This window comes from Plantibacter sp. 2H11-2 (assembly GCF_050031945.1).
In the GTDB taxonomy this organism is placed as follows: domain Bacteria; phylum Actinomycetota; class Actinomycetes; order Actinomycetales; family Microbacteriaceae; genus Plantibacter; species Plantibacter auratus.
The window spans coordinates 756942-780940 of sequence record NZ_JBNBBL010000001.1; the positions used below are offsets into that span (position 1 = coordinate 756942).

At 69.3% G+C, this 23999-nt stretch carries 25 protein-coding genes; 10 read left to right on the plus strand and 15 right to left on the minus strand.

The window, feature by feature from the left end:
- The first annotated feature begins 25 nt into the window (after positions 1–25).
- Genes purU through ACQG07_RS03540 form a run of 4 tightly spaced genes read left to right on the plus strand, consistent with a single transcriptional unit; the run spans position 26 to position 3828 of the window.
- Positions 26–922 (plus strand): formyltetrahydrofolate deformylase, encoded by an 897-nt coding sequence (gene purU / locus ACQG07_RS03525; RefSeq protein WP_425313575.1) that lies wholly within the window; start codon positions 26–28, stop codon positions 920–922.
- A gap of 40 nt (positions 923–962) precedes the next feature.
- Complete coding sequence (locus ACQG07_RS03530) at positions 963–1319, plus strand: YrdB family protein (protein WP_234993927.1); 357 nt, start codon at positions 963–965, stop codon at positions 1317–1319.
- Positions 1316–2470: an N-acetylglucosamine-6-phosphate deacetylase gene (nagA, locus tag ACQG07_RS03535; protein ID WP_274499549.1), complete on the plus strand. Its 1155-nt coding sequence runs from the start codon at positions 1316–1318 to the stop codon at positions 2468–2470. The genes ACQG07_RS03530 and nagA overlap by 4 nt, the downstream gene beginning before the upstream one ends.
- Positions 2471–2472: 2 nt before the next feature.
- Positions 2473–3828, plus strand: coding sequence for an FAD-binding oxidoreductase (locus ACQG07_RS03540; protein ID WP_079706244.1), 1356 nt, complete (start codon positions 2473–2475; stop codon positions 3826–3828).
- A 172-nt stretch (positions 3829–4000) separates the two neighbouring features.
- Here ACQG07_RS03540 and ACQG07_RS03545 read toward each other — a convergent pair whose 3' ends face one another.
- The 6 genes from ACQG07_RS03545 to ACQG07_RS03570 form a co-directional block, all read right to left on the minus strand.
- Positions 4001–5155, minus strand: coding sequence for a mannitol-1-phosphate 5-dehydrogenase (locus ACQG07_RS03545; RefSeq protein ID WP_274499548.1), 1155 nt, complete (start codon positions 5153–5155; stop codon positions 4001–4003).
- Positions 5155–5589, minus strand: a complete 435-nt coding sequence (locus tag ACQG07_RS03550) for a PTS sugar transporter subunit IIA (protein ID WP_064296632.1) — start codon at positions 5587–5589, stop codon at positions 5155–5157. Before ACQG07_RS03550 ends, ACQG07_RS03545 begins: the two co-directional genes overlap by 1 nt.
- Before the next feature lie 118 nt (positions 5590–5707).
- On the minus strand, positions 5708–7294 hold the full coding sequence (locus ACQG07_RS03555) for a PTS mannitol transporter subunit IICB (protein ID WP_079705307.1): 1587 nt from the start codon (positions 7292–7294) through the stop codon (positions 5708–5710).
- Positions 7291–8970 (minus strand): phosphoenolpyruvate--protein phosphotransferase, encoded by a 1680-nt coding sequence (gene ptsP / locus ACQG07_RS03560; RefSeq protein WP_426737179.1) that lies wholly within the window; start codon positions 8968–8970, stop codon positions 7291–7293. The genes ACQG07_RS03555 and ptsP overlap by 4 nt, the downstream gene beginning before the upstream one ends.
- A gap of 4 nt (positions 8971–8974) precedes the next feature.
- Positions 8975–9250, minus strand: coding sequence for an HPr family phosphocarrier protein (locus tag ACQG07_RS03565; RefSeq protein ID WP_064296634.1), 276 nt, complete (start codon positions 9248–9250; stop codon positions 8975–8977).
- 4 nt (positions 9251–9254) lie between these two features.
- On the minus strand, positions 9255–9578 hold the full coding sequence (locus tag ACQG07_RS03570) for a PTS sugar transporter subunit IIB (protein ID WP_124768857.1): 324 nt from the start codon (positions 9576–9578) through the stop codon (positions 9255–9257).
- A gap of 124 nt (positions 9579–9702) precedes the next feature.
- On the opposite strand from ACQG07_RS03570, the gene ACQG07_RS03575 reads away from it, so the two are divergent.
- Positions 9703–11688: a BglG family transcription antiterminator gene (locus ACQG07_RS03575; RefSeq protein ID WP_354002407.1), complete on the plus strand. Its 1986-nt coding sequence runs from the start codon at positions 9703–9705 to the stop codon at positions 11686–11688.
- 76 nt (positions 11689–11764) lie between these two features.
- Here ACQG07_RS03575 and ACQG07_RS03580 read toward each other — a convergent pair whose 3' ends face one another.
- On the minus strand, positions 11765–12337 hold the full coding sequence (locus tag ACQG07_RS03580; protein WP_426737182.1) for a helix-turn-helix domain-containing protein: 573 nt from the start codon (positions 12335–12337) through the stop codon (positions 11765–11767).
- Between the two features lie 66 nt (positions 12338–12403).
- Here ACQG07_RS03580 and ACQG07_RS03585 point away from each other — a divergent pair, with 66 nt between their 5' ends.
- Together ACQG07_RS03585 and ACQG07_RS03590 are read left to right on the plus strand one after the other, a co-directional pair.
- A complete protein-coding gene (locus ACQG07_RS03585) occupies positions 12404–13093 on the plus strand; it encodes an AzlC family ABC transporter permease (protein ID WP_426737185.1) in 690 nt (229 codons plus the stop codon).
- Positions 13090–13413 carry an AzlD domain-containing protein gene (locus ACQG07_RS03590; RefSeq protein WP_124768854.1) on the plus strand — a complete coding sequence of 108 codons (324 nt, stop codon included), beginning with the start codon at positions 13090–13092 and terminating at the stop codon, positions 13411–13413. The genes ACQG07_RS03585 and ACQG07_RS03590 overlap by 4 nt, the downstream gene beginning before the upstream one ends.
- 4 nt (positions 13414–13417) lie before the next feature.
- Here ACQG07_RS03590 and ACQG07_RS03595 read toward each other — a convergent pair whose 3' ends face one another.
- A complete protein-coding gene (locus ACQG07_RS03595) occupies positions 13418–14197 on the minus strand; it encodes a glucosamine-6-phosphate deaminase (protein WP_191940656.1) in 780 nt (259 codons plus the stop codon).
- On the minus strand, positions 14190–15101 hold the full coding sequence (locus ACQG07_RS03600; RefSeq protein ID WP_426737189.1) for an ROK family protein: 912 nt from the start codon (positions 15099–15101) through the stop codon (positions 14190–14192). Before ACQG07_RS03600 ends, ACQG07_RS03595 begins: the two co-directional genes overlap by 8 nt.
- 259 nt (positions 15102–15360) lie before the next feature.
- On the opposite strand from ACQG07_RS03600, the gene ACQG07_RS03605 reads away from it, so the two are divergent.
- Entirely contained in the window at positions 15361–15774 is a 414-nt protein-coding gene (locus ACQG07_RS03605; protein WP_064296639.1) for a hypothetical protein, read from the plus strand.
- A 68-nt stretch (positions 15775–15842) separates the two neighbouring features.
- On the opposite strand, the gene ACQG07_RS03610 is transcribed toward ACQG07_RS03605, so the two are convergent.
- The 4 genes from ACQG07_RS03610 to ACQG07_RS03625 form a co-directional block, all read right to left on the minus strand.
- Complete coding sequence (locus ACQG07_RS03610; RefSeq protein ID WP_228501806.1) at positions 15843–16667, minus strand: carbohydrate ABC transporter permease; 825 nt, start codon at positions 16665–16667, stop codon at positions 15843–15845.
- An 89-nt stretch (positions 16668–16756) separates the two neighbouring features.
- Entirely contained in the window at positions 16757–17710 is a 954-nt protein-coding gene (locus ACQG07_RS03615) for a carbohydrate ABC transporter permease (RefSeq protein ID WP_370582582.1), read from the minus strand.
- Positions 17707–19044 carry an ABC transporter substrate-binding protein gene (locus ACQG07_RS03620; protein WP_426737192.1) on the minus strand — a complete coding sequence of 446 codons (1338 nt, stop codon included), beginning with the start codon at positions 19042–19044 and terminating at the stop codon, positions 17707–17709. Before ACQG07_RS03620 ends, ACQG07_RS03615 begins: the two co-directional genes overlap by 4 nt.
- A 149-nt stretch (positions 19045–19193) precedes the next feature.
- Positions 19194–20408, minus strand: coding sequence for an NADP-dependent isocitrate dehydrogenase (locus ACQG07_RS03625; RefSeq protein ID WP_079705296.1), 1215 nt, complete (start codon positions 20406–20408; stop codon positions 19194–19196).
- 281 nt (positions 20409–20689) lie between these two features.
- On the opposite strand from ACQG07_RS03625, the gene ACQG07_RS03630 reads away from it, so the two are divergent.
- Both ACQG07_RS03630 and ACQG07_RS03635 read left to right on the plus strand, forming a co-directional pair.
- Positions 20690–21142: a GNAT family N-acetyltransferase gene (locus ACQG07_RS03630; protein WP_079705295.1), complete on the plus strand. Its 453-nt coding sequence runs from the start codon at positions 20690–20692 to the stop codon at positions 21140–21142.
- Between the two features lie 4 nt (positions 21143–21146).
- Positions 21147–21467 carry an MGMT family protein gene (locus ACQG07_RS03635; RefSeq protein ID WP_064296644.1) on the plus strand — a complete coding sequence of 107 codons (321 nt, stop codon included), beginning with the start codon at positions 21147–21149 and terminating at the stop codon, positions 21465–21467.
- A gap of 16 nt (positions 21468–21483) precedes the next feature.
- Here ACQG07_RS03635 and ACQG07_RS03640 read toward each other — a convergent pair whose 3' ends face one another.
- Positions 21484–23262, minus strand: a complete 1779-nt coding sequence (locus ACQG07_RS03640; protein WP_426737195.1) for a sensor histidine kinase — start codon at positions 23260–23262, stop codon at positions 21484–21486.
- Entirely contained in the window at positions 23255–23932 is a 678-nt protein-coding gene (locus ACQG07_RS03645; RefSeq protein WP_426737197.1) for a LuxR C-terminal-related transcriptional regulator, read from the minus strand. Before ACQG07_RS03645 ends, ACQG07_RS03640 begins: the two co-directional genes overlap by 8 nt.
- Positions 23933–23999 lie beyond the last annotated feature (67 nt).

Below are 23999 nucleotides of genomic sequence, written 5' to 3' on the forward strand. Positions count from 1 at the left end.
CGTCGGGTCCCGGTAACCTGAGTCGGTGACGAACTCGACCGATCCCTCCGCTGTGCCCTCGACCACGCACGAGCGCTCCGTCCACTGGGTGCTCTCGATCATCTGCGAGGACCGGCCCGGCATCGTGCACGCGATCAGCGGTGCGATCGTCGAGGCCGACGGCAACATCACCGAGAGCCAGCAGTTCTCGAGCGATGACACCGGGCGGTTCTTCATGCGGCTCCAGGTCGAGGCGGCGGTCTCGCGCGAGCGCTTCGAGGCGTCCATCGCACCGGTCGTCGAGCGATACGACCTCCAGTGGCGGCTCGACGTCGTCGGTCGTCCGCTCCGGACGCTCGTCCTGGCTTCGACGGCGGCACACTGCGTCAACGACCTCCTCTTCCGCCAGCGGGCCGGCCAGCTCCCGGTCGAGATCCCCCTCGTGCTCAGCAACCACGGTTCGCTCCGCGATCTCGCCTCCTTCTACGGCGTGCCCTTCGAGGCGCTGCCCGTGACGGACGCCGCATCGAAGGCGGCGTTCGAGGCCAGGGTCGTCGAGGCCGTCGAGGAACACGACATCGAGCTCGTCGTCCTCGCCAGGTACATGCAGATCCTCTCCCCCGAGCTCTGCGAGCGCCTCGCCGGTCGCGCCATCAACATCCACCACTCCTTCCTGCCCGGTTTCAAGGGCGCGAACCCGTACAAGCAGGCGCACGCGCGCGGCGTCAAGCTCATCGGTGCGACGGCGCACTTCGTGACGAGCGACCTCGACGAGGGACCGATCATCGAGCAGAACGTCGTCCGCGTGGACCACTCCCGCTCCCCCGCGGAGCTCGTCGCCATCGGTCAGGACGAGGAGAGCCGCACCCTCACCCAGGCGGTGAAGTGGTTCGCCGAGGACCGCGTCCTCCTCGACGGTGCGCGCACGATCATCTTCCGCTGACCCGGAGCGGGCTCGCGGCCACGCGCCGTAGAATCGTGTGGTGTCTGAACGAACTCCCGCCGACGTGAAGATCGGCCCCAACGAGATCCTGCGGTTCTTCCTCGAACTCTTCGCCTTCTTCTCGCTCGGCTTCTGGGGCGTCGCGGTGTGGCCGTTCCCGCTGAACGTGGTCGTCGGGATCGCCGCCCCGGTCGTGGCGATCATCCTCTGGGCGCTGTTCCTCTCACCGCGCGCCGTGATCCGCATCGACCTCTACGGCCAGGCGGTCGTCGAGCTCCTCATCTTCGCGGCGGCGGCGCTCGCCTGGTTGCACCTCGGGCAGCCGATCATCGCGACCGTCTTCGCCGTGGTCGCCGTCGCCAGTGGTGTCGTCCGCGGACGGAAGCAGCTCGCATGACCGAGCTCCTGATCCACTCCGCCACCAAGGTCGACGTCGACGGCCACCAGGACGCCTTCTGGCTGCACGCGGTCGGCGGCGTCATCCGCTCCACCGGCACCGGCGACGACTGGCGGTCCATCCCCGTCGGCGACGACGCATCCGTCCTCGACGCACACGGCGGCCACCTCACGCCGGGGTTCATCGACCTCCACGTCCACGGTGGCGGCGGGTCGTCCTTCGACGACGGACGCGACGCCATCGGACGCGCACTCGCGGTGCACCGGGCACACGGGACCACGAGGACACTCATCAGCCTCGTCTCGAACCCGGTCGACGCCCTCGTCGCGAGCCTCGAGGGGATCGCCGACCTCGTCGCCGAGGATCCCCTGGTCCTCGGAGCCCACCTCGAAGGTCCGTTCCTCTCACCTGCCAAGAAGGGCGCGCACGACCCCGGTGCCCTCATCGACCCGAGCCCGGCGGTCGTCGAACGCCTCATCGACGCGAGCCGCGGCACGCTGCGGCAGATCACGATCGCCCCTGAGCTGCCGAACGCCCTCGAGGCGATCCAGGTCCTCGTCGAGGCCGGCGTCATCGTCGCCGTGGGTCACACCGACGCCGACGAGGCACTGACGAAGACGGCGTTCGATCTCGGTGCCCGACTCGTCACCCACGTGTTCAACGCGATGAACGGGATCCACCACCGTGCGCCCGGACCGATCATCGCCTCCTTCGCCGACGAGCGGGTCACGGTCGAGCTCATCCTCGATGGCGAACACGTGCACCCCGACGTCGCCAAGCTCGCCTTCGAGCAGGCCCCGGGCCGCGTCGCACTCATCACCGACGCGATGGCCGCAGCCGGCTCTTCCGACGGCCGTTACCTCCTGGGCGCGCTCGAAGTCCAGGTGACGGACGGTCTGGCGCGGCTCGTGGAAGGCGACTCGATCGCCGGCTCCACGCTGACGCTCGACCGGGCGCTCCGACTCGCCGTCGCGAGCGGTGTGGCGGCGGACGCGGCGGTCGGTGCCCTCACGAGCACCCCGGCCCGTGTCCTCGGCCTCGCCGACCGCTTCGGTCGACTGGCCCCGGGATACGCCGCGGACGCCGTCCTCCTCGACCACCAGTGGAACGTCCAGGCGGTCTGGGCCGACGGATCAGCCCTGCCACGATGACGATGCAGACCGTCCTCGACGCCCTCCGTGACGCCCTCGGCGACGCGGTCTCGACGACGGACGCCGTCCTGGCGGACGCACGGTCCGATAAATCGGGTCACGTGTCCGACGCCCCACCGATCGCCGTGGTCTCCGCGCGCTCCATCGAAGACGTCCAGACGGTGATGCGCATCGCCACCGCGACCGGGACGCCGGTCGTGACGCGCGGCGCCGGTACCGGATTGGCCGGCGGCGCGCTCGGCGGCGCGGGCGAGATCGTCCTGTCGACGCTCGAGATGCAGCGCGTCCTGGAGATCAACGAACCCGACCTCCTCGCGGTGGTCGAGCCGGGCATCATCAACGGCGCCTTCAACGACCTCCTGCTCGCCCGTGGACTCTGGTTCGCGCCCGACCCGGCGAGCCGCGCGATCTCGACCGTGGGTGGGAACATCGCGACCGGTGCCGGCGGCCTGCTGTGCGCCAAGTACGGCGTGACGCGCGACGCCGTCCTCGCCCTCAAAGTGGTCCTGGCCGACGGACGACTCATCAGCGTCGGGCACCGGAGCGTGAAGGGGGTCACCGGCCTCGACCTCACGAGTCTCATGGTCGGCTCCGAGGGCGTCCTCGGCGTCATCGTCGAGGCGACCGTCCGCATCCGGCGCGTGACGCCGGGCACCGTCGCGACCATCGCCGGGTACTTCCCGAGCGTGGTCTCGGCAGCAGAGGCCACCGCCGCCGTCACCGCGTCCGGTGTCCAGCCGTCGATCATGGAACTGCTCGACCCCGTCGCGCTCGTCGCCGTGCACCGCTACCTGCAGCTGCCGACCCCGACCAGCGGCGAGGCGCACGTCGTGATCCAGACCGACGGCCCGAACGCCGAGGCGGAGGCCGCTGCAATCCTCGAGGTGCTCCACGCCGGCGGCGGGCGTGCCGAGATGTCCACCGACCACGCGACGGGTGAGCACCTGTTGGCCGTCCGCCGCGCCCTGCATCCCTCGCTCGAGCAGTTCGGCACCCCGCTCATCGAAGACGTGTCGGTCCCCCGCAGTCAGTTGGCGGCGATGTTCACGGCGATCGGCGAGATCGAGCGCCGGTACGGCATCTCCATCCCCACGGTCGCGCACGCGGGCGACGGGAACCTCCACCCGAACTTCGTCTTCGAGGGTGTCGAGGTACCAGACCTCATCTGGCAGGCCGCCGACGACCTCTTCACCACCGCACTGCGGCTCGGCGGCACCCTCACCGGCGAGCACGGCATCGGCCTGCTCAAGAAGCGCTGGCTCGGCGACGAGCTCGGCGAAGATCAGCTCGCGCTCCAGCACGGGATCAAGCGGCTCTTCGACCCGGAGAACCTCCTCAACCCGGGCAAGATGTTCTGAGGCCCTTCGACGGGCTCAGGGACCGGAACGGGGCGCGCCGGGACCGGGGTGAGGCGCGCTCAGGGGCCGAAGACGGGCGGCCGGAGGCAGGCTCAGGGACCGGAACAGGCTGCGGGAACGGCGACAGGCCCAGGGTCCGGACGGATCCGGTCCCTGAGCCTGTCGAAGGGTGTTACGCGAGCGATGCCTGTCGGGCGACGACCTGCGCGAGCACCGCGGGAGCCAGCGGGTGCTCGGGAGCGAGGCCGGTGACCTCCTCGACGAAGGTGCCCGGCGCGAGCTCGTGGAGCTTCGCCTGCAGGTGGACACTCTGCTCGTCGTCGGCGACGTCGAACTCGAGCGCGGCACCGACGGCCGAGACGAGGGCGTCGTGGGCCATGCCGCGCTCCGCCAGCTCTGCGGCGGGTCCGATGAACCGCTCGGTCCGGCTCAGCTTGCGCAGCGGCTGCCGACCGACGCGCTCCACGGTGTCGGGCAGGTGCACGTTCGCGAAGCGACGGAGGATCGTCTCGCGGTACTCGCGTTGCGCGTCGACGTCGAGCCCGTGCTTGGCGACGAGCAGCGCGGAGGTCTCCTCCAGCACCGCACCGACGGCTACGGCGATGGACGGCTCGGCGAGTGCTTCGGCGATGGTCCCGATACCGGCGCGCGCACCGAAGTAGGCGACGGAGGCGTGGCCGGTGTTCACGGTGAAGAGCTTCCGCTCGATGTACGGCGCGAGCTCCTCGACGAAGTGGGCACCGGGGATCGACGGCAGCGAGCCGTTGAACGCCGGGGTCTCGATCGCCCACTCGTAGAAGGTCTCGACGGTCACGTCGATGCCCTGCCCGGCGGGCTGGCCCGGGACGATGCGGTCCACGGCCGTGTTCGCGAACACGGCCCGGGTCGACAGCGACGCCCAGGCCTCGTCGCCGACCGCCTGGCGCACCTCGGTGGCGAGGAGGTCGGTGGCGTTGATCGCGTTCTCGCAGGCCATGACGGCGAGCGGAGCGGCGTCGGCCGGACGGGCGGCGATCCCACGCGCGATGACCGGAGCGACGAAGCGCAGGATGGTCGGCCCGACGGCGGTGGTCACCACGTCGGCGGTGGCGATCTCCTGGACGAGGGCCTCCTCGTCGGTGGCGCTGTTGATCGCACGGAACCCGGTGACGACCGTGTCCTTCGCGCCGTCGCCCACCTCGTGCACCGTGTAGCTGTCGGCCGCGGCGATCGCATCGATGAGCTCGGCGTTGACGTCCGCGAAGACGACCTCGTAGCCACCCTCGTGGAGGAGCAGGCCGACGAAGCCGCGCCCGATGTTGCCGGCGCCGAAGTGGACGGCTCGCATCACTCGTTGACCTCGCTCAGGAGCGCGTAGAGCTCCTCAGGCGTCTCGGCTGCGAGCAGCTTGGCGACCTCGTCGTCCTCGGAGAAGATGATGGCGATCTTGGAGAGGATCTCCATGTGCCCGCCGTCCTTGCCGGCGATGCCGACGACGAAGCGGACCTCGTCGCCGTCCCAGTCGATGGGGGTCTCGTAGCGGGTGAACGACAGGGCGGAATCGCGGACCGCCTCCTTCGCGTCGTTCGTCCCGTGCGGGATGGCGAGGAGGTTGCCCATGTAGGTCGACACGGACTGCTCGCGGGCGAGCATGGCCTCGAAGTACTCGTCGGTCACGGCGCCGGCCGCTTCGAGGGCGTCGGCAGCGCGGCGGATGGCCTCCTCCTGCGTCACCGTCCCGGTGACGATGGTGATCCGATCCTGGGTCAGTACCTGCGACATGTCTTCCTCTGCATTCGTCGTGCGGGGCTCCGCCGGTGCGGTCCGGAGCCGGATGAAGGGCGGTGGATGGAGCCCCGGGGCGCACGCCCTTCGCGTGCGCCCCGGGATCGTTCCGTTGCTAGTGTGCTCCCTCTCCGCGGAGCAACTCCACCACTTCGTCGTACTTCGGAGAGTTCATGAAGTTGTCGACCGACATGTGCACGGCACTCGGGGTCTTCTCCTTCGCGCGCTCCGTCAGCTCGCGCTGGGTGATGACGAGGTCGACGTCGTCGGCGAGGTTCGCGATCGCCTTGTTGGTGACGGTGATCTCGTCGATGCCGGCCTTCTTGATCTTGTTGCGGAGCACCGAGGCGCCCATCGCACTCGAACCCATACCGGCGTCGCAGGCGAAGACGATGTTGCGGATCGGGCCGCGCTCGAGCGTCGTGACGACGCCCTCGTCGACGACGTCCGCACCGGCTGCGGCGCTTCCGGCGGAGAGGTTGCCGAGCACGCTCGACTTCTTGCCCTTGGCGGCTTCGGTCGCGGCGACGGCGGCCGAGAGGTCACCGGCGTTCTCGTTCTCGAGGTCGCGCTTCCGGCTGGCCCGCAGGATGATCGCGGAGATCCCGAACGAGACGGCTGCTGCGACGATGACCGACAGGATCACGCCGAAGTAGCTGTCGGGTGCGGTCTGGATGAGCACGGCGATGATGCTGCCGGGCGAGGCAGGGGCGCGAAGACCCGTGTTGAACGCGACGTTCGTCGCCACACCGGCCATGCCGCCACCGATCGCGGCCAGGACCAGCATCGGCTTCATGAGCACGTACGGGAAGTAGATCTCGTGGATGCCACCGAAGAACTGGATGATGACCGCGCCAGGGGCCGACGCCTTCGCGAGACCGATGCCGAAGAAGCAGAACGCGAGCAGGATGCCGAGGCCCGGGCCGGGGTTCGCCTCGAGAAGGAACAGGATCGACTTGCCGGTCTCCTCGGACTGCTGGACACCGAGCGGGGTCAGCACACCGTGGTTGATGGCGTTGTTGAGGAAGAGGATCTTGCCGGGCTCGATGAAGATGCTCGCGATCGGCAGGAGCGAGTTGGCGACGAGCCAGTCGACGATGCCCTCGAGGAAGCTGCTGAGCGCGGTGACGATCGGTGCGATACCGAAGAAGCCGCCGATGGCGAGGATGGCTCCGAGGATACCCGCGGAGAAGTTGTTGACCAGCATCTCGAAGCCGGCCTTGATCTTGCCGTCCCAGATCCGGTCCACCTGCTTCATGAGCCATGCGGCGAGCGGGCCCATGATCATCGCACCGATGAACATCGGGATCGCGCTGCCGACGATGACACCCATGGTCGCGATGGACGCGACGACGCCGCCACGCTCACCGTAGATCATGCGGCCACCGGTGTTCGCGATGAGCAGCGGGAGCAGGTACGTGATCATCGGGCCGACGAGGCCGACGTACTGCGGGAAGGTCGTGCCGTCGTCGGCCTGCGCGAGCGCCGTCGCGGCACCCTGCCAACCGATGAGGTCGGCGTTGCCGAAGCCGCCGAGGATCCCGTTCGGGAACCAGCCGGTCGCGATGAAGAAGGCGGTGATGAGGCCCCAGGCGATGAAGGCCGCGATGTTCGGCATGACCATGCCGGAGAGGAAGGTGCCGAATCGCTGAACGCCGACTCGTGCACCTCCCGGCTTCTTGGGAGTAGACGTCGTTGTCATGATGATGTTGCCTCTTTCATTTCGGGAGTCGTTGCAGCGGTGGCCGCTGCCCTGGCTTCGGCCGCACCGTCGGCGGCCAGTGCTGCTGCCGCGATGCGCTGGGCATCGTCGAGCGTGTACTGCTGGAGGGAATGACGGACGTCGGCGAGCGCCGACGGTGACATGGACAGGGTGGTGGCGCCGAGTCCGACGAGGACGACGGCGAGGAGCGGGTCGGCGGCTGCTTCGCCGCAGATGCCGACCGGCTTGCCGTGGTGCTGGCCGGCTTCGCCGACGAGCTGCACGAGACGGAGGACCGCCGGGTGCCACGGGTCCTGGAACGCGCCGACGGAACCGAGCAGGCGGTCCGCGGCGAGCGTGTACTGCGTGAGGTCGTTGGTCCCGATCGACGCGAATCCGGCGTGGGCGAGGACGCGGTCGGCGAGGAGGGCGCTCGACGGCACCTCCACCATGACGCCGGGCGTCTTCAGACCGTACTCGGCGGCGATCGCCATGAAGTACTTCGTCTCCTCGACGGTCGACACCATCGGGGCCATGACCCACAGGTCGGCGTTCGTCGCCGCATCGGCTTGGGCGAGCGCCGTGAGCTGCTCGCGCAGGATGTCCTCGCTCGCCCGCAACGCACGGAGGCCGCGGAGTCCGAGCGCCGGGTTGTCCTCGTGCGCGTCGTTCAGGAACGCCAACGGCTTGTCGGCGCCGGCGTCGAGGACGCGCACGACGACCTTCTGGCCGGGGAAGGCGTTCAGGAGCTTCTCGTAGTGCGCCCGCTGCTGCTCGACCGTCGGTGCGAGCGCCTGGTCGAGGAAGAGAAACTCGGTGCGGAAGAGGCCGACGCCCTCGGCGCCGAGCTCCGCGGCGGCGTCGGCGTGCTCGGCCGAGCCCAGGTTCGCGAGCAGCGGCACGGGGGTGCCGTCGGCCAGTGCACCGGGGACGACCGGTGCGTTCACGAGCGCGAGTCGGTCGGCGATGCGCTGCTCCGTGGCGGCGACGAGCTCGGGGGTCGGATCGACCGTGACCTCACCGGTTGCCGCGTCGACGACGAGCGTCGTGTCGTCGGTCAGTTCGGCTGCTCCGACGACGCCGACGATCGCGACGATCGACTTCTCGCGGGCGAGGATCGCCGTGTGCGAAGTCGGGCCGCCGTCGCTCGTGACGAGGCCCAGGACCAGGTCGAGGTCGAGGAGAGCGGTGTCGGCCGGCGCGAGGTCGCGGGCGACGAGGATGAACGGGTGGCCGGGCGAGGGGACGCCGGGGGCCGGCACGCCCATGAGGTCGGCGATGACCCGCTGCGACACGTCGTCGAGGTCGGCGGCGCGCTCCCCGAGGTAGCCGCCCATCGCAGCGAGCTGGTCGCGGAACGAGGCGAAGGCCGCGTAGACGGCCCACTCGGCGGTCTTGCCGTCCGCGAGCCGCGTGGCGATCTCCTCGGCGAGGGTCGGGTCCTCCGCCATCATCGCCTGGGCCTCGAGGACGTCGCGAGCGGCACCACCGGCGGCGGCGCCTCGGGCCTCGAGCTCACGGGCGACCGCGGCGAGGGAGGTGTTCGCGCGCTCGGTCTCGGTCGCGAGGTCGAGGGTGCTGGCGACGTCGGCGGGGGCGGGGAGCGGGTCGGCCATGCGGGCCACCGGGCCGACGGCGACGCCCTGGCCGATACCGATGCCCTGGAACGCGGTCATCGGACTACTGCTCGTCATGGTCGGTCACCAGGAGCTCGGAGAGCGTGTCGAGGGTGCCCTCGGCTGCGGCGCCCTCGCCGTCGACGGACAGGGTCACGTAGTCGCCGTGCTCGACGGCGAGCGCGATCACGCCGAGGATGCTCGCCGCGTTGACGGGCTTGCCGCTGCCCTTCGCGATCGTCACCGGGACCCCGGCGTCCTTCGCAGCCTGCGTGAACAGCTTCGCGGGCCTGGCATGCAGGCCGTGCGACGAGCCGATGCGGACGGTTCGAGTTGCCATGGGGTTACCTCCTGGTTGGTGATTGGATCGAGAGGACGAGTTCGAGGGCTCGCGCGCCGCCTTCGACGCCGAAGACGTCGCCAGGCAGGACGGCGACCGCGGTGCCGGTGGGCTCGGCCGCTGCGCGCAGCGCGGCCTCGTGGTCGGCGAGGTGGGCGCCGACGAGCAGGACGTCGACACCGTCGAGGGCGATCGTGCCGCTGAGGACCTGCGATTCGGCACCGGCCGCGACGGAGACGTCGACCGATCGGTCGGCTGCTGCGCGACGCAGGCGTTGGGCCATGAACGTGCTCGACGCACCCGCGCCGCAAATCACCAGGATCTTCATCGAACCTTCTCCAGAACCGCCGATTGCCTACCAACCCATCATTCCGTCGCGCCCCTCGCGGCTCCACCAGAAGCTCTTCCGCCGGGGCGGAAAGGTCGTCGAACGCGCGGAAGCAGCCGGGAAGGTGGTTGACTCGGTGGAGCGGTTCGCCCGGACCGCGCGACGGCCGACCGACGGAGAGGGCATCGTGGCACGCGAGAAACACGACCGCATGCTCGGCTACCTCGCGGGACGGGACGGTTGGACGACGGCCACGGAGGTCGCGGAGGTGCTCGGCGTCACACCGCGCAGCGTCCGCAGCTACGTCACGGCGGTCAACACGCGCACCGCGCCGCACGATGTCGTCGAGTCCGGGCCGAACGGGTATCGGCTGAACGCCGACGGCTATGCGGTCTACCGGCGACGAGCCGCATCGGCGTTCGAATCGGAGACCCCGCGGGATCGGCTGTACGGGCTCGTCCGGCTGCTCATCAGCGCCCCCTCGGGAATCGACGTGCACGAGACGGCACAGCGGCTCCACGTCAGCGAGTCGACCGTCGAGGGCGACCTGGGCCGGGTCCGCGCCATGCTCGCCGACACCGCCCTCACGCTCGACCGTTCCGGATCGACGGTGACGATGGCCGGCGGCGAGACCGAACGACGGCGCCTCCTCAGCCGCATGTTCCGCGACGAGACCGACCGCGGCATCGTCGAACTCGAGGCGCTCCAACGCGCGTTCGCGCCGAACGAGTTCAGCCCGTTCAAGGGCGAGCTGCTCGAGGCGTTGACCGCGCGCGGGTACTACGTGAACGAGTACGGCATTGCGAACGTCCTGCTCCACATCGCGATCGCCATCGACCGGGTCACGAAGGACCGTCCGGCGGAACCCGCAGACCATGCTCCGCGCACCCCGGAGGTCGAGGCGGTCGCTGAGGATCTGGCGCGGCTCGTCGACGCCCACTTCCACGTCGCGCTCGGCGAGGGCGACCTCGTCTACCTCAGCTACCTGCTCGTGACGCGGGTGGTCACGCCGGGCAGCGGGGCTCCCGCCGAGGTCCTCGTCGACGACTACGTCAACCAGGACGACCTCGCTGCCGTCCGTCAGGCCGTCGACCGTGCCGGCCGCGAGTACCTCGTCGACCTCTCCGACGAGGACTTCATCGTCCGGCTCACCCTCCACGTCCAGAACCTCATCCGTCGTGCGCAGGACCAGTCCTACTCCCGCAATCCACTGACCCGCTCGATCAAGACCTCGTACCCGATGATCTACGAGCTCGCGGTCTTCATCGCCAGCCAACTGCAGCGGCACGGCTCGATCATCATCAACGACGACGAGATCGCCTACATCGCGATGCACGTCGGCGCCCAGCTCGAGCAGAAGGCCCGCAAGGAGGCCCTCCTCGGCTCCACGATCGTCTCCGCCGGCTACTACGACATGCACGAGGTACTGCGCCGACGCGTCGAATCGCAGCTGGGGGACGTCCTCGACGTCCGATCCGTCATCACCCGCACCGATGTCGACTGGGCCGCCATCGACACCGACCTCGTGCTCACGACGATCGAGCCACCGGCCCCTGCCGACGGCATCGTCGTCATCCAACCGTTCCTCACCGCGGCCGACGTTGAGCGCGTCCGCACCGCGGTCAGCCGCGTCCGTCGATCGTCCCGCTTGTCGGAGATCACCGACGAACTGCTGCAGTACTTCCACCCGGACCTCTTCCTCCGGAACGCGCATGCCGAGGACGAGGAGGGCATGATCCGCCTGCTCGGCGAGCGCATGATCGCCCGGGGGATCATCGACGAGAGCTACCTCACCGCGGCGATCGAGCGGGAGCGCATGTCGTCGACGGCGTTCACCGACACCCTGGCCGTGCCGCACGCCATGGCCATGACCGCGCACTCGACGGCCATCGCGATCGCCGTGAACGAGACGCCGATGGAGTGGGGCGGAGCGCGCGTGAGCGTCGTCGCACTCGTGGCGTTCAGCGAATCGGGTCGTGCCGCGTTCCAGACGGTGTTCGACCAGTTCGTCGAGGTGTTCTCGGAGCGCTCGAGCGTCGCCCGGATCATCCGCCGTTCCGAGGACTTCGCCGGCTTCATCGACGAGCTCGTGCACGTCATCGACGGCTGAGCACCCGTCGCGCGGTCTCGGTCACCGAGCGGTCCCGGTCACCGAGCGGTCCCTGTCACCGAGCTTGTCGAGGTGCTCAGACGTGCTCGGTGACCACCACCGCGGTCGTACCCGGCTCGAGTGCCTCGAAGACGTGCGGCACGTCCCCGGCGTGGGCGAGGTAGTCCCCCGGTCCGAGTTCGACCTCCTCGCCGACGGGTCCGATGGACGCGCGGCCGGTGCTGAGGATCCAGTGTTCGACGACGCCCGGCATGTGCGGCTCCGAACGCCTCGGCTCCCCCGGTTCGACGACGATGCGGTAGATGTCGCGTCGGGCGTTCGGCGGGCACGCGGACAGCACCGTCGCGACGTAATCCGCCCCGGACGCGGCGAGGGTCGGCCCCTCACCGGCACGGATCACCTGGACCGGTCGCCGCACCGGCTCGACCAGGCGGGCGAACGGGACGTCGAGGGTGACGCTGAGCGCCCAGAGGGTCTCGAGACTCGGGTTCCCGAGCCCCGCCTCCAGCTGCGAGAGGGTCGACTTCGCGATCCCGGCTCGACGGGCCACCTCCGCGAGTGACAGGCCGGTGCGCTGCCGCTCGCGGGTCAGCGCCGCCGCGACCGCAGCGTGCGGTGCTCCGTCGTCGGATGGTTCGAGCTGCGGCATGCGTTCGCTCCAGAGTGTTACGCGTTCGATTTGACGAACGCTTGATCGACGTTCAATATAGTGTACGTGCGTTCGATACGGGGTCACCTCGGCCGGCCGACCACGCGGGCCATCGCGCTGGTCTGCATCGCCGACGGGCTGGTCGGCATCTCCTACGGAGCCGTCGCCGTGCACTCGGGCATCCAGCCCTGGGTTGTGCTGGCGCTCGCCTTGCTCGTCCTCGCCGGCGCATCGGAGATCCTGTTCGTCGGAATCGTCGCGGCCGGCGGGAGTCCGCTCACCGCGGCCCTGGCAGGGTTGCTCGTGAACGCCCGTCACCTGCCGTTCGGCCTCGCGATCCACGAGGTCGTCGGTACGGGCTGGCGTCGCGTGCTCGGGACGCACCTCCTCAACGACGAGTCCGTCGTCTTCGCGCTCGACCAGGACACCCTGGAGCGGAAGCGCGCCGCGTTCTGGGCGTGTGGCCTCGGCATCCTCCTCTGCTGGCCGGCGGGCGCGGCACTCGGAGCCTTCGCCGGCACGGTGATCGAGGACACGGACGCCTTCGGACTCGACGTCATGTTCCCCGCCGTCCTGCTCGCCCTCATCTTCCCCGCCCTCCGCGAGCGCCGGACGCGCCGAGCCGCACTCGTCGGCGCGGTCGTCGCCGTCGCCGCGACGCCGTTCCTCCCGGCGGGGATCCCCGTCCTGTTGTCGCTCGTCGGTCTCCTGTTCGGCTTCGGCCGGAAGCAGCCGAAGCCGGAGGTCACCGCATGAACCAGTCGATGCTCGTGCTGGTCGGGATCGTGATCCTCGCGGTGGGCACCTACACGTTCCGCCTGGCCGGGCCACTCCTGCGGACCCGCACCGAGGTCTCGGAACGGGTCGAGACGCTGCTCGCGGACGCCGCCATCGTCCTGCTCATGGCGGTCCTCACGACCACGGCCCTGACCCAGGACCAGCAGTTCGCGGGATTCGCGCGACTCTCGGGCGTCCTGGTGGCCGGCGTCCTCGCGTGGAGGAACGCGCCGTTCGTCGTCATCGTCCTCGTGGCAGCCCTCACCACGGCGCTCCTCCGCCTGGCGGGCGTCGCCTGAGCCGTCAGATGCCCTGCCAGGCGGGCTTGTTTGCGTACGCGTAGCGGTAGTAGTCGGCGTGCTGCAGCTCGGACGCCGCCGCTTCGTCGAGGACCACCGTGGCACGCGGGTGCAGCTGCACGGCCGAACCGGGGAGGTTCGCGGAGAGCGGTCCCTCGAGCGCGGCGGCGATCGCAGCGGCCTTCCCCGCACCGAAGGCGAGGAGGACGAGGTGTCTCGCGCGGAGGATAGTGCCGAGTCCCTGGGTGATGCAGTGCATGGGTACGTCGTCGATCGAGTCGAAGAACCGTGCGTTGTCTCGGCGGGTCTGCTCCGTCAGGGTCTTCACGCGGGTGAGCGAGGCGAACGACGAGCCCGGCTCGTTGAACCCGATGTGGCCGTCGGTGCCGATGCCGAGGATCTGCAGGTCGACGCCGCCGGCGGCCTGGATCGCCGCTTCGTAGTCGGCGCCGGCGTGCTGGATGGTCTCCGCCGCACCGTTCGGCACCTGGATGCGCTCGGGCGCGAGGCCGAGCGGCTCGACGACCTCACGCGTGATGACGGAACGGTACGACTCGGGGTGCCCGGCCGGCAGGCCGACGTACTCGTCGAGGGCGAACCCGCGCACCTGCGAGAGGTCGAGGCCCTGCGAGCGTGCGGCGAGCGCCTCATAGACGGGGAGCGGTGTCGAACCCGTCGCCAGTCCGAGGACGGCGTCTGGACGCTCCTCGATCAGGGCGACGATCGCCTCCGCGACGAGGGCGCCTGCGGCACCGCTGTCCCCCACGATCACGACTTCAGCCATGCGACGATTCTCCTCTTCCTACGAGCGCTGCGCCGATGGCCGCGACGGGGGATCCCGTCGGCACGAGGCGCACGCGCTGTTCCAGTTGCAATGATGCGACGAATCGAGACCCGGCGGCGGATTCGGCCAGAGCCTCGAGGATGACGGCGAGCAGTCGCTCGCCGAGAGCGGTGAGTCCTCCTCCGAGGACGATGTCGTCGGCGTCGACGGTGAGGGTCAGGATGCGGACGGCCGCGGCCGCTCCGTGACCGAGGCGTGCGCGGAGCGCGATGGCCCGCGGGTCACCGGCGTCGGCATGGTCGAAGAGGTCGAGCACCGGCAGCGCCACGTCGGCTCCCCAGGCGGCGGAGACCGCACCACCGGCGGCCATGGTCTCGACGCACCCGCGCTGTCCGCACCCGCAGCGGTCGCCGAGCGGATCGACCGACAGATGCCCGACCTCGCCGGCGACCCCGCTCGAGCCCTGCCAAAGCCGGCCGTCCGTGACAATGCCGGCGGCGACGCCCGTGCCCAGATTGAGGTAGGCCATCGTGCCGGAACCGTCGAGCAGCTGCCAGGCGCCGAGCGCGGCCGCCTTCACATCGTTCTCCACGGCGACGGGGACCCCGAGTCGCTGGGCGAGGATCGCACCGAGCTCGAGTTCCTCCACGTCGAGGTTGACGGCGTGGGTCACGCGGCCGGTGCCCGGGACGATGAGGCCGGGGATACCGACGCCGACCGACGTGAACGCGTCGATCGGACGCGCGACGGCGTCGGAGAGCCGGCTGACGGCCTCGACGGCGGTTTCGACGACCGCTTCCGGACCGCGTCCGGTGACCAGCCTGAGCCGGTGCAGGAGCGCGCCGTCATCCGTCACGACGACGGCGTCGGTCTTCGTGCCGCCGATGTCGAGTCCCACCCTCACGCGGTTCGTCTCCGGAGGGCGTCGTGGCGCGTCTGCATGCTGTGGTTCCTTCGATCCGTGGTGCGACCCGCTCGCACCACCGGTTTGTTCGCCAAGCTTACAAATAAACGGGGCTCGCGTCCATGCCGACGACGACCGCACACGATGATCGGGCCGCGCACGCCTGCGGGTGGCGGGCTCCACCGGGTACCCTGGAGACCGACCCGCAGCGCGCGGGCGGGCCCGCCACGGGCACCGAACACGGGGGAATCACACCACCATGAAGAAGAACGCAGCAGCATTCCTCGGCGCGATCGCCGTCTCGGGCCTGCTCCTCACCGGCTGTGCCGGCGGCGCCCAGAGCAAAGAAGATGCGTGCAAGCTCATCCAGTCCGAGGTGACGGAGTCGGCTTCGCAGCTGCAGTCGGGCCTGAGCTCGCTGTCCTCCGACCCTGAGGCGGCCGTCACCCAGCTCGACGACTTCTCCGGAACGTTCAAGGCGGCGGCCGACAAGGTCACCAACGACGAGGTGAAGACCGCGGCGAACGACTCGGTGAAGGCGCTCAACGACTTCATCGACGTCGCGAAGACGGCTGTCGACGACCCGCAGAACGTCGACCAGACCGGGCTCACCGATTCACTCACGAAGCTCCAGGACGAGTTCACGACGCTCGGCAACACCTGCAGCCTCTAGCTCGACACGACTGACGACGGGCCCCGGATCGGCTGATCCGGGGCCCGTCGCCGTCTCCGGGCCGACGGCTACTTCACGGATCCCTCGGTGAGCCCGCCACGCCAGAAGCGTTGCAGCACGATCATCGCGATCGCCAACGGGATGATCGACAACAGCGCGCCGCCGGTCGTCAGCTCGTAGAACTCCGGCAGGCGGTCGACCTGGCTCCGCCAGTTGTTGAGGCCCAGCGTGATCGGGTACAGCGTGCTGTCGGACAGCATGACGAGCGGCAGGAAGTAGTTGTTCCAGATGCCGACCAGCTGGAAGAGGAAGACGGTCACGAGCGCGGGCGTGAGGATCTTCAGCCCCACGGTGTGGAAGATCCGCAGCTCGCTCGCGCCGTCGATCCGTGCCGCCTCGATGAGCGAGTCGTCGATCGTCGCGTCGGCGTAGATCCGGCAGAGGAACAACCCGAACGGCGAGACGAGCGACGGCAGGAGCACCGACCAGTACGTGTTCGCGAGCCCCATCTGACTGAAGAGCAGGAACAGCGGGAGCGCGGTGGCCGTCCCCGGCACGAGGACCCCACCGAGGATGGCGCCGAAGACGAGGTTGCGCCCGCGGAACCGGTACTTCGCGAGCGCGTATCCCCCTGCGGCGGCGAGGTACGTCGCGATGAGTGCTCCCACGCCCGCGTACAGCACCGAGTTGCCGAACCAGCGGACGAAGATGCCGCCGTCGTAGGTGAGCACCTCGTGGAGGTTCGACCACAATGAGAACTCGGAGCCGAGGAGGAAGCCGTTGCTGCCGAACAGATCCTCGGTGCTCTTGGTCGCAGCGATCACCACCCAGTACACCGGCACCAGGAAGTAGACCGCGACGACGACGAGGATGCCCGTCACGAGCACCCGCATCGCCCTGGATCCACCCGGCCGACCCTGCTGATCGCTCAGCCGCTGGGCTCGCTTCGACGAGGTCGCGGTCGTGATGCTCCGGGTCTCGCTCATGATGCCCTCCTCGACGTCAGACGCAGGAAGATGAACGACAGCGCGAACGCGACAACGGCGATGAGCACCGCCTGCGCTGCGGCGACGTTGTAGTCGTTGTAGGCGAACGCGGTCGTGTAGGCGCTGAGGTTCGGCGTGTACTCGTTGTCGATCGCGGGCGACACGGTCTGCAGCACCTGGGGCTCGGCGAAGAGCTGGAGCGTGCCGATGATGGAGAACACGGTCGTGAGGATGAGCGCCGGCCGGATGAGCGGGAGCTGGATGCTCATCGCGACGCGGAACGGGCCGGCGCCGTCGACCTTCGCGGCTTCGTACACCTCGCCGGGGATGGCCTTCAACTGGGCGACGATGATCATCATGTTGTAGCCGGTGTAGGTCCACGTCACGATGTTGGCGATGGACCAGAGCACGGTGCCTGCGCCGAGGAAGTCGAGCTCGATCCCCATCGCCCCGGCGATGTCGATGATCGGGCTGAGTCCCGGGACGTAGAGGAACGACCAGAGGATCGTCGCGATCACGCCGGGGATGCCGTAGGGCAGGAAGTACACGGCCCGGAAGAAGCCCGGCCATTTCGCGGAGGCGGACTCGAGGAGGAGCGCCAGCAGGGTGCACAGGGCGATCATGACCGTGACCTGCACGACGCCGAAGAGGAGCATCCGGCCGATCGAGGCGATGAAGTTGCCGTTCTCCAGGGCCTGGGCGTAGTTGGAGAACCACGCGAACTCGGTCGTGACACCTTCCTCGCCGAAGACGCCCTTCCGTGACACCCGGAGGAAGCTGCTGCCGATCGCGACGATGATCGGCAGGATGAAGGTGAGGACGAAGAGCGCCAGGAACGGTCCGAGGAGCACCCACGGAGCCGCGACCGAGGTCCGGCGTCGTCGTTGCGCTCCCGACCGCGACGGGTCGTCCGCCACACCGCGCGCCGGGCGTTCCGTGACGGCGCTCACGACGCCGCCTCGATCCGGAGGCCCTTGTTTCGGAAGGCGGTGATGACGTCGCGCTGTCCCTGGACCACGGCGTCCACGAGGGTGCCGCCCGAGGCCTTGGCCCGGAACCCGTCGGCGAGGATGTTGAAGGTCTGCTGGGTCAGTGGCCACCACTGCCACTCGTTGTTCTGTTCCTTGGCCGCCGGCACGAAGACCTCCTCGTTGTAGTTCTGGCCACCGAAGAACTCGCTCGGTTGCTGCCGGCGCGCGCCGATGTAGGCGTCGTTCGGCGACCACCCGATGCCTGAGTACTCGATCATGGCGTCGATGCCGGCGTCGCTCGTGGTCATCCACACGGCGAACTCGAGCGCCTCCCTCGGGTGGGCGCTGTTCGCGAGGACGGCAGCCGTGGACCCGCCCTGGAAGGTCGAGCCGTACCCCTCACTTCCCCACCGGGGCAACGGCGCGACCCGCCACTTGCCCTCGGCCCCCGAGACGCCCTGCAGGAGGGCGTCTCCCCAGCTGGCTCCGGCGAGCGACGCGATCGAGTCCTTCGCCGCAGCGGCGAACCAGGCCGGTGAGAATTGACTGTAGGAGGTGGTCATGACGCCCTCGTCGATGGCCCGGTCGAAGAATCTGGCCGTCTCCAGGGTCGCGTCGTCCGTCATGTCCACGATCCACCGGTCGCCGTCGACACGGAACCAGGACGCGCCGGCCTGGGTCGCCATGGCCGCGAACCACGAGGCGTCGTCGAGGGCGAAGCAATCCAGGTACATGTCGGCCTCGCGCACAGCCCCCGCCACCTGGAACCACTCGTCCCAGGTGGCCGGGGGCTTCGCGCCCACCCGGTCGAGCAGGTCCGGGCGGTAGTAGAGCGCCATCGGACCGGAGTCCTGTGGGATCCCGTAGACCCCGTCGACGTAGGAGACCTGGTTCCAGAGGGTCTCGTTGTACCGCGACGCGACCTCGTCCGCGCCGTAGCGCCGGAGGTCGACCAACCCGTTCACGAGCAGGAACTCGGGGAGCGTCCGCATCTCGACCTGCGCGAGGTCCGGACCACCACCCGCGGCGAGCGCCGAGTAGAGCTTCTGATACCCGCCGTCGTTGCCTCCGGGGATCCACACGGCCTCGACCTGCACATTCGGGTGGTCGGCGTTCCAGACGTCCGCGACCTTCTGGAGGTCCTTCAACCAGGCCCAGTACGTGAGCGTGATCCGTTCGCCGGCGGCGGCCGGGGCGATCGTCGGACCGGTGTTCGGCGACACCGTCCCCGGGGTGGAACAGCCCGCCAGGAGCGCGGTCGCACCACCCGCTGCAGCCCAGGCGAGCAACTGTCTTCTCGTCATCGGTGACATCGATGGTCCTCACTTCGTCGTCGAGGTGGTCCATCGACGCTAACACGACCGTCCGGACCGACGTCGAGACCCGAACGGCGGACGGGGCCCGGGAGCGTGTGCTCCCGGACCCCGTCCGTGTGGTGCTGGTGTCGGTCAGGCCGACGTCATCAGGCCAGGCGTGCCTTGAGGTTCGCCGAGATGGTCTCGAGGAACTCCTCGGTCGTCTGGTAGGCCTGGTCGGGGCCGACGAGGAGCGCGAGGTCCTTCGTCATGGCGCCGGACTCGACCGTCTTGATGACGACGTCCTCGAGGGTCGCCGCGAACTCGATGAGCTCCTGGTTGCCATCGAGCACGCCTCGGTGCTGCAGGCCACGGGTCCACGCGAAGATCGAGGCGATCGGGTTCGTCGACGTGGGCTTGCCCTGCTGGTGCTGGCGGTAGTGGCGCGTGACGGTGCCGTGTGCGGCCTCCGCCTCCACGATCTTGCCGTCGGGCGTGGCCAGCACGCTCGTCATGAGACCGAGCGAGCCGAAGCCCTGCGCCACGGTGTCGGACTGCACGTCGCCGTCGTAGTTCTTGCAGGCCCAGACGTAACCGCCCTCCCACTTCATGGCCGAGGCGACCATGTCGTCGATGAGTCGGTGCTCGTAGGTGATGCCGGCAGCCTCGAACTGCTCCTTGAACTCCGCGTCGAAGATCTCCTGGAAGATGTCCTTGAACCGGCCGTCGTAGGCCTTGAGGATGGTGTTCTTCGTTGAGAGGTACACCGGGTAGTTGCGGTTCAGGCCGTAGTTGAGGCTGGCACGCGCGAAGTCGCGGATCGACGCGTCGAGGTTGTACTGCACCTGCGCGATGCCGTCGCCGGGCGACTGGAAGACCTCGAACTTCTGCGGCTCCGAGCCGTCGTCGGGCGTGAACTCGACCGTGAGCTTGCCCTCGCCCTTGAACAGGAAGTCGGTCGCGCGGTACTGGTCGCCGAACGCGTGGCGGCCGATGATGATCGGCTTGTTCCACCCGGGCACGAGACGCGGGATGTTCGAGATGATGATGGGCTCGCGGAAGATGACGCCGCCGAGGATGTTGCGGATGGTGCCGTTCGGGCTCCGCCACATCTTCTTGAGACCGAACTCCTCGACACGGGCCTCGTCGGGGGTGATGGTCGCGCACTTGACGCCGACGCCGTGCTTCTGGATGGCGTGCGCGGCGTCGATCGTGATCTGGTCGTCCGTCTCGTCACGCTTCTCGATGCCGAGGTCGTAGTACTCGAGGTTCACATCGAGGTAGGGGTGGATGAGCGAGTCCTTGATGAACTGCCAGATGATGCGAGTCATCTCATCGCCGTCGAGTTCGACGACGGTGCCTTCGACCTTGATCTTCGACACTGGTTGTCCTTTCTGATGCCGCCCTGAGCCGAGCGGCCTACGGAGGTGCGCACGCGGTGGAGTGCTCCGCATGGCATGGAGGAGACCGCATCCGAAAGGTGGACGGCACGGCCACGCCCTAGCTTACAAGACCCGCCAGGTCTCTTGACATCGAGACAGTTGCGGATGGCCTGGTTCCGTCCCCGACCCCAGCTGTGGTTCGGCCGTGGAAGTCGGCGGTCACCGCGTGTCGCCCGGGGGCCGGACTATCCGCGGTCGGCTCGACCGGTTAGCCTAAGGACATGGCTGAGCTGCGTCTGGAAGAACTGTCCGCATCGACGATCGTGGCGGTCAACGCGCTCACCATGAAACCCGGGCAGGAGCAGTTCATCGCCCCGGTGTCCTACGCGGTCGCCGCCGCGGTCGTGAACCCCGCCACCTCCTGGCAGCGCGTCATCCTCGACGGCGACGAGGTCGTCGGCTTCATCTCCGCCAACTTCGACCACGAGTCGACGCAGGAGGAGTTCCGCTCCGCCCTGTGGCGCATCAACGTCGACGCCGACGACCAGGGCCGGGGCGTCGGCCGGTTCGCGGTGGCCTCGCTCATCGAGGAGGCCAAGCAGCGTGACTTCGACCACGTCAACGTCATCTACGAGCCCGGTGATCTCGGTCCCGAGGCGTTCTTCCTCCGCGTCGGGTTCACCCCCGTCGGCGAGACCCAGTACGGCGAGACCATCGGCAGCATCAGTCTCTGAGGCCGTGAGCGGGTCGTCACCGACGGACTCGGCTGAGGCGTTCGCCGAGGCCGTACTGGCCGTCGTCGCCGACATCCCCGAGGGTTGCGCCTTGAGCTACGGCCAGGTCGCGTCGATCATCGGGTCGAAGTCGGCTCGTGGCGTCGGTCGCGTGATGGCGCAGTACGGGCATGCCGTGCCTTGGTGGCGAGTCGTCCGGTCGGGCGGTCTCCCTCCGACGGGGCACGAGGATCGCGCGCTCGAGCACTACGAGGCCGAAGGCACACCGATCGTCCCGATGAGCGGCGGGCGATACCGCCTGGGCCGCGAGGCGCTGCTGTACTGACCGGATTCGCGCCCGATCAGCCGGGAAGGTGGATCGAGACGACCGTCCCGGCACCGACCGGGCTCTCGACGCGCATCGTCCCGCCCACGGCGTCGACCCGGTCCGCGAGGCCGCGCAACCCACTCCCCCGCGCAGGATCGGCACCGCCGACCCCGTCGTCCGCAACGACGACCCGGAGCCCGCCGTCGGGGTCGTCGGAGACGACCACCTCGCAGCTGGACGCCCCGGAGTACTTCGTAACGTTGGCCAGGCACTCCGAGACGACGTAATAGACGGTCGCCTCGATGAGTTGCCCGGGCCGCTCGCGCAGCTCGACGGTGACCCTGGTGACGACGGTGCACCGGCGCCCGAGTTCGGCGATCGCCGGCACCAGTCCCCCCTCGGCCAGGAGCGCCGGATGCAGTCCTCGGGCGAGCTCGCGGAGCTCCTTGATGGCGCTCGCGAGCTGATCGATGGTGGTCTCGAGGCCGTCGGCCAGGGCGAGTTGGCCGTCGGCGCGTGCCGCGTCGCTCGCCATCCGGAGTCGCAGGGCGACGGAGAACAGCTGCTGCTGCGAGCCGTCGTGCAGGTCTCGCTCCGCCCGCCGTCGCGCTTCGTCGGCCGCCTGCACGATGCGCAACCGCGATCGGCTCACCTCCCGCAACGAGTGGCGGAGTTCAGCGGTGAGTCGTTCGTTGTCGATCATGATGCGCAGCGACGCCGACACCGACCGGAGCAACTGCGGGTTGTCGAGCAGTGCCGCGTCGTGCTCGATGTACACGAGCGGCGCGTCCGCATCGCCGACGCTCGACATCGCCCGACCGCGTGGGTCCCGGTCGGTGGTCCGCTGCGATCCCGGCCAGACGAGCCGGGCGGTGCGGTCGCCGAGGACGGTCTTCACCGCACCGTCCCAGCGGTCGTGGCCGGTCTCGCTCAGCTGTCCGGTCTGCACCAGGTCGACGGCCCTGGCGCGGATCGTCCGCATCCGGATGAGACCCGTCGCGTACGCCGCGGGAACGAGCACCACCGAGAACGCGTTGAGGTCCTCGACGAAAAGCCGGAGGTGCTCCGGCCATCCCCCGAGGCGGACGAGGGACCACGCCACCCCGATGACGAGCCACAACACGAACGCGACCGGCATGATGAAGGCCACCTGTCTGGCCGCTCCGCTGCTCCGCGCCCATCGCAGCAGCACGACACCCGCGACGACGACCGCGAAGGCCCCCATGACACCCGCATGGACCCGACCGAGCACGTCGGCCACGTCTCCGGTGGCGAGGACGGCATACCGACTCCGCTCGTGGCTCGCGTCGAGCACGTGGTTCGGCGTCACCAGGAGCGTCACGATCGCATAGGTGACGAGGTAGACCGATGCGGTGATGACGAGCCGCTGATCGAAGCCGCGCCGCAGCCGCCCGGCGGGGAAGGCCAGCGCGAGCCACACCAGCGCGACCCCCGGGAGCACGGAGATCGACATGAGGAGCGGCCAGAGCCAGCCCGCGTCTACACCGTACGCCCACATGTAGGCCGTCTCGGCCAGTGCGTACCCGACGATCACCCACCCCGGAGTGGCCGTCGGAGCCAGCCACCAGATCAGCCCCGCCGCCACCAGCGCCGCGAGGTGGCCCACCAACCAGGGCAGACCGTTGCCGTCGGCGACGCCCGGCTGGACGACGCCGAACACGACCGACAGGACGCACACGAGCGCGGCGGCGAGCAGGATGCCGAGTCGCAGCGGCCACGGCAGTCGACCGCGGCCGGCCGGCGCCGGGATCGGCAGCGATGTCGCCCGTCCGTGTGGGCGACCGTCAGCCATCCGTGTGTTCCAGCCATCGCACGACCGCGAGGACGCGGCGGTGGTCCGCCGGAGAGTCCTCGAGTCCGAGCTTGGCCAGGATGCGGCTGATGTGTGCTTCGACGGTCTTCAGACTGACGACCAGCGCCTTCGCGATGCCGGAGTTCGACCGCCCCTCGGCCATGAGGGTGAGGACTTCACGTTCCCGCTCCGTGAGGTGGTCAAGACCGTCCGACCGGGTCCGCTCCGCGACGAGGAGGGAGACGACCTCGGGATCCACGACGGACTCACCCGCCGCCACGCGCTCCACGGCGTCGACGAGCGTCCCGGAGTCGGCGACGCGATCCTTCAGCAGGTAACCGGTGCCACCACCGGAGCCGAGCGCGCGGACCGCGTAGGACGGCACGGCGTAGGTGCTCAGCAAAAGCACCCCGGCGGCGAAGCCCGACGCCCGCAACTGCTCGAGGGCGACGATGCCCTCGTCGGTGTGGGTGGGCGGCATCCGGATGTCGAGCACGACGGCGTCGAGCTGCAGCCCCGCGTCGATGCGATCGACCAGGTCGATCGCCGAGCCGAACGAGCCGACCACGTCGTGACCACCCGCCTTGAGGATCTGCGCGACACCCTCACGGAGGAGCACCGCGTCGTCCGCGACGGCGACACGCAGCGAACGCGGTTCCAGACTGGTCATCCGCTCATTGTGGCAGGTCGACGAGACGAGGTGTAGTGCCCACGGGGTCACTCCGTCACCGGAGGAC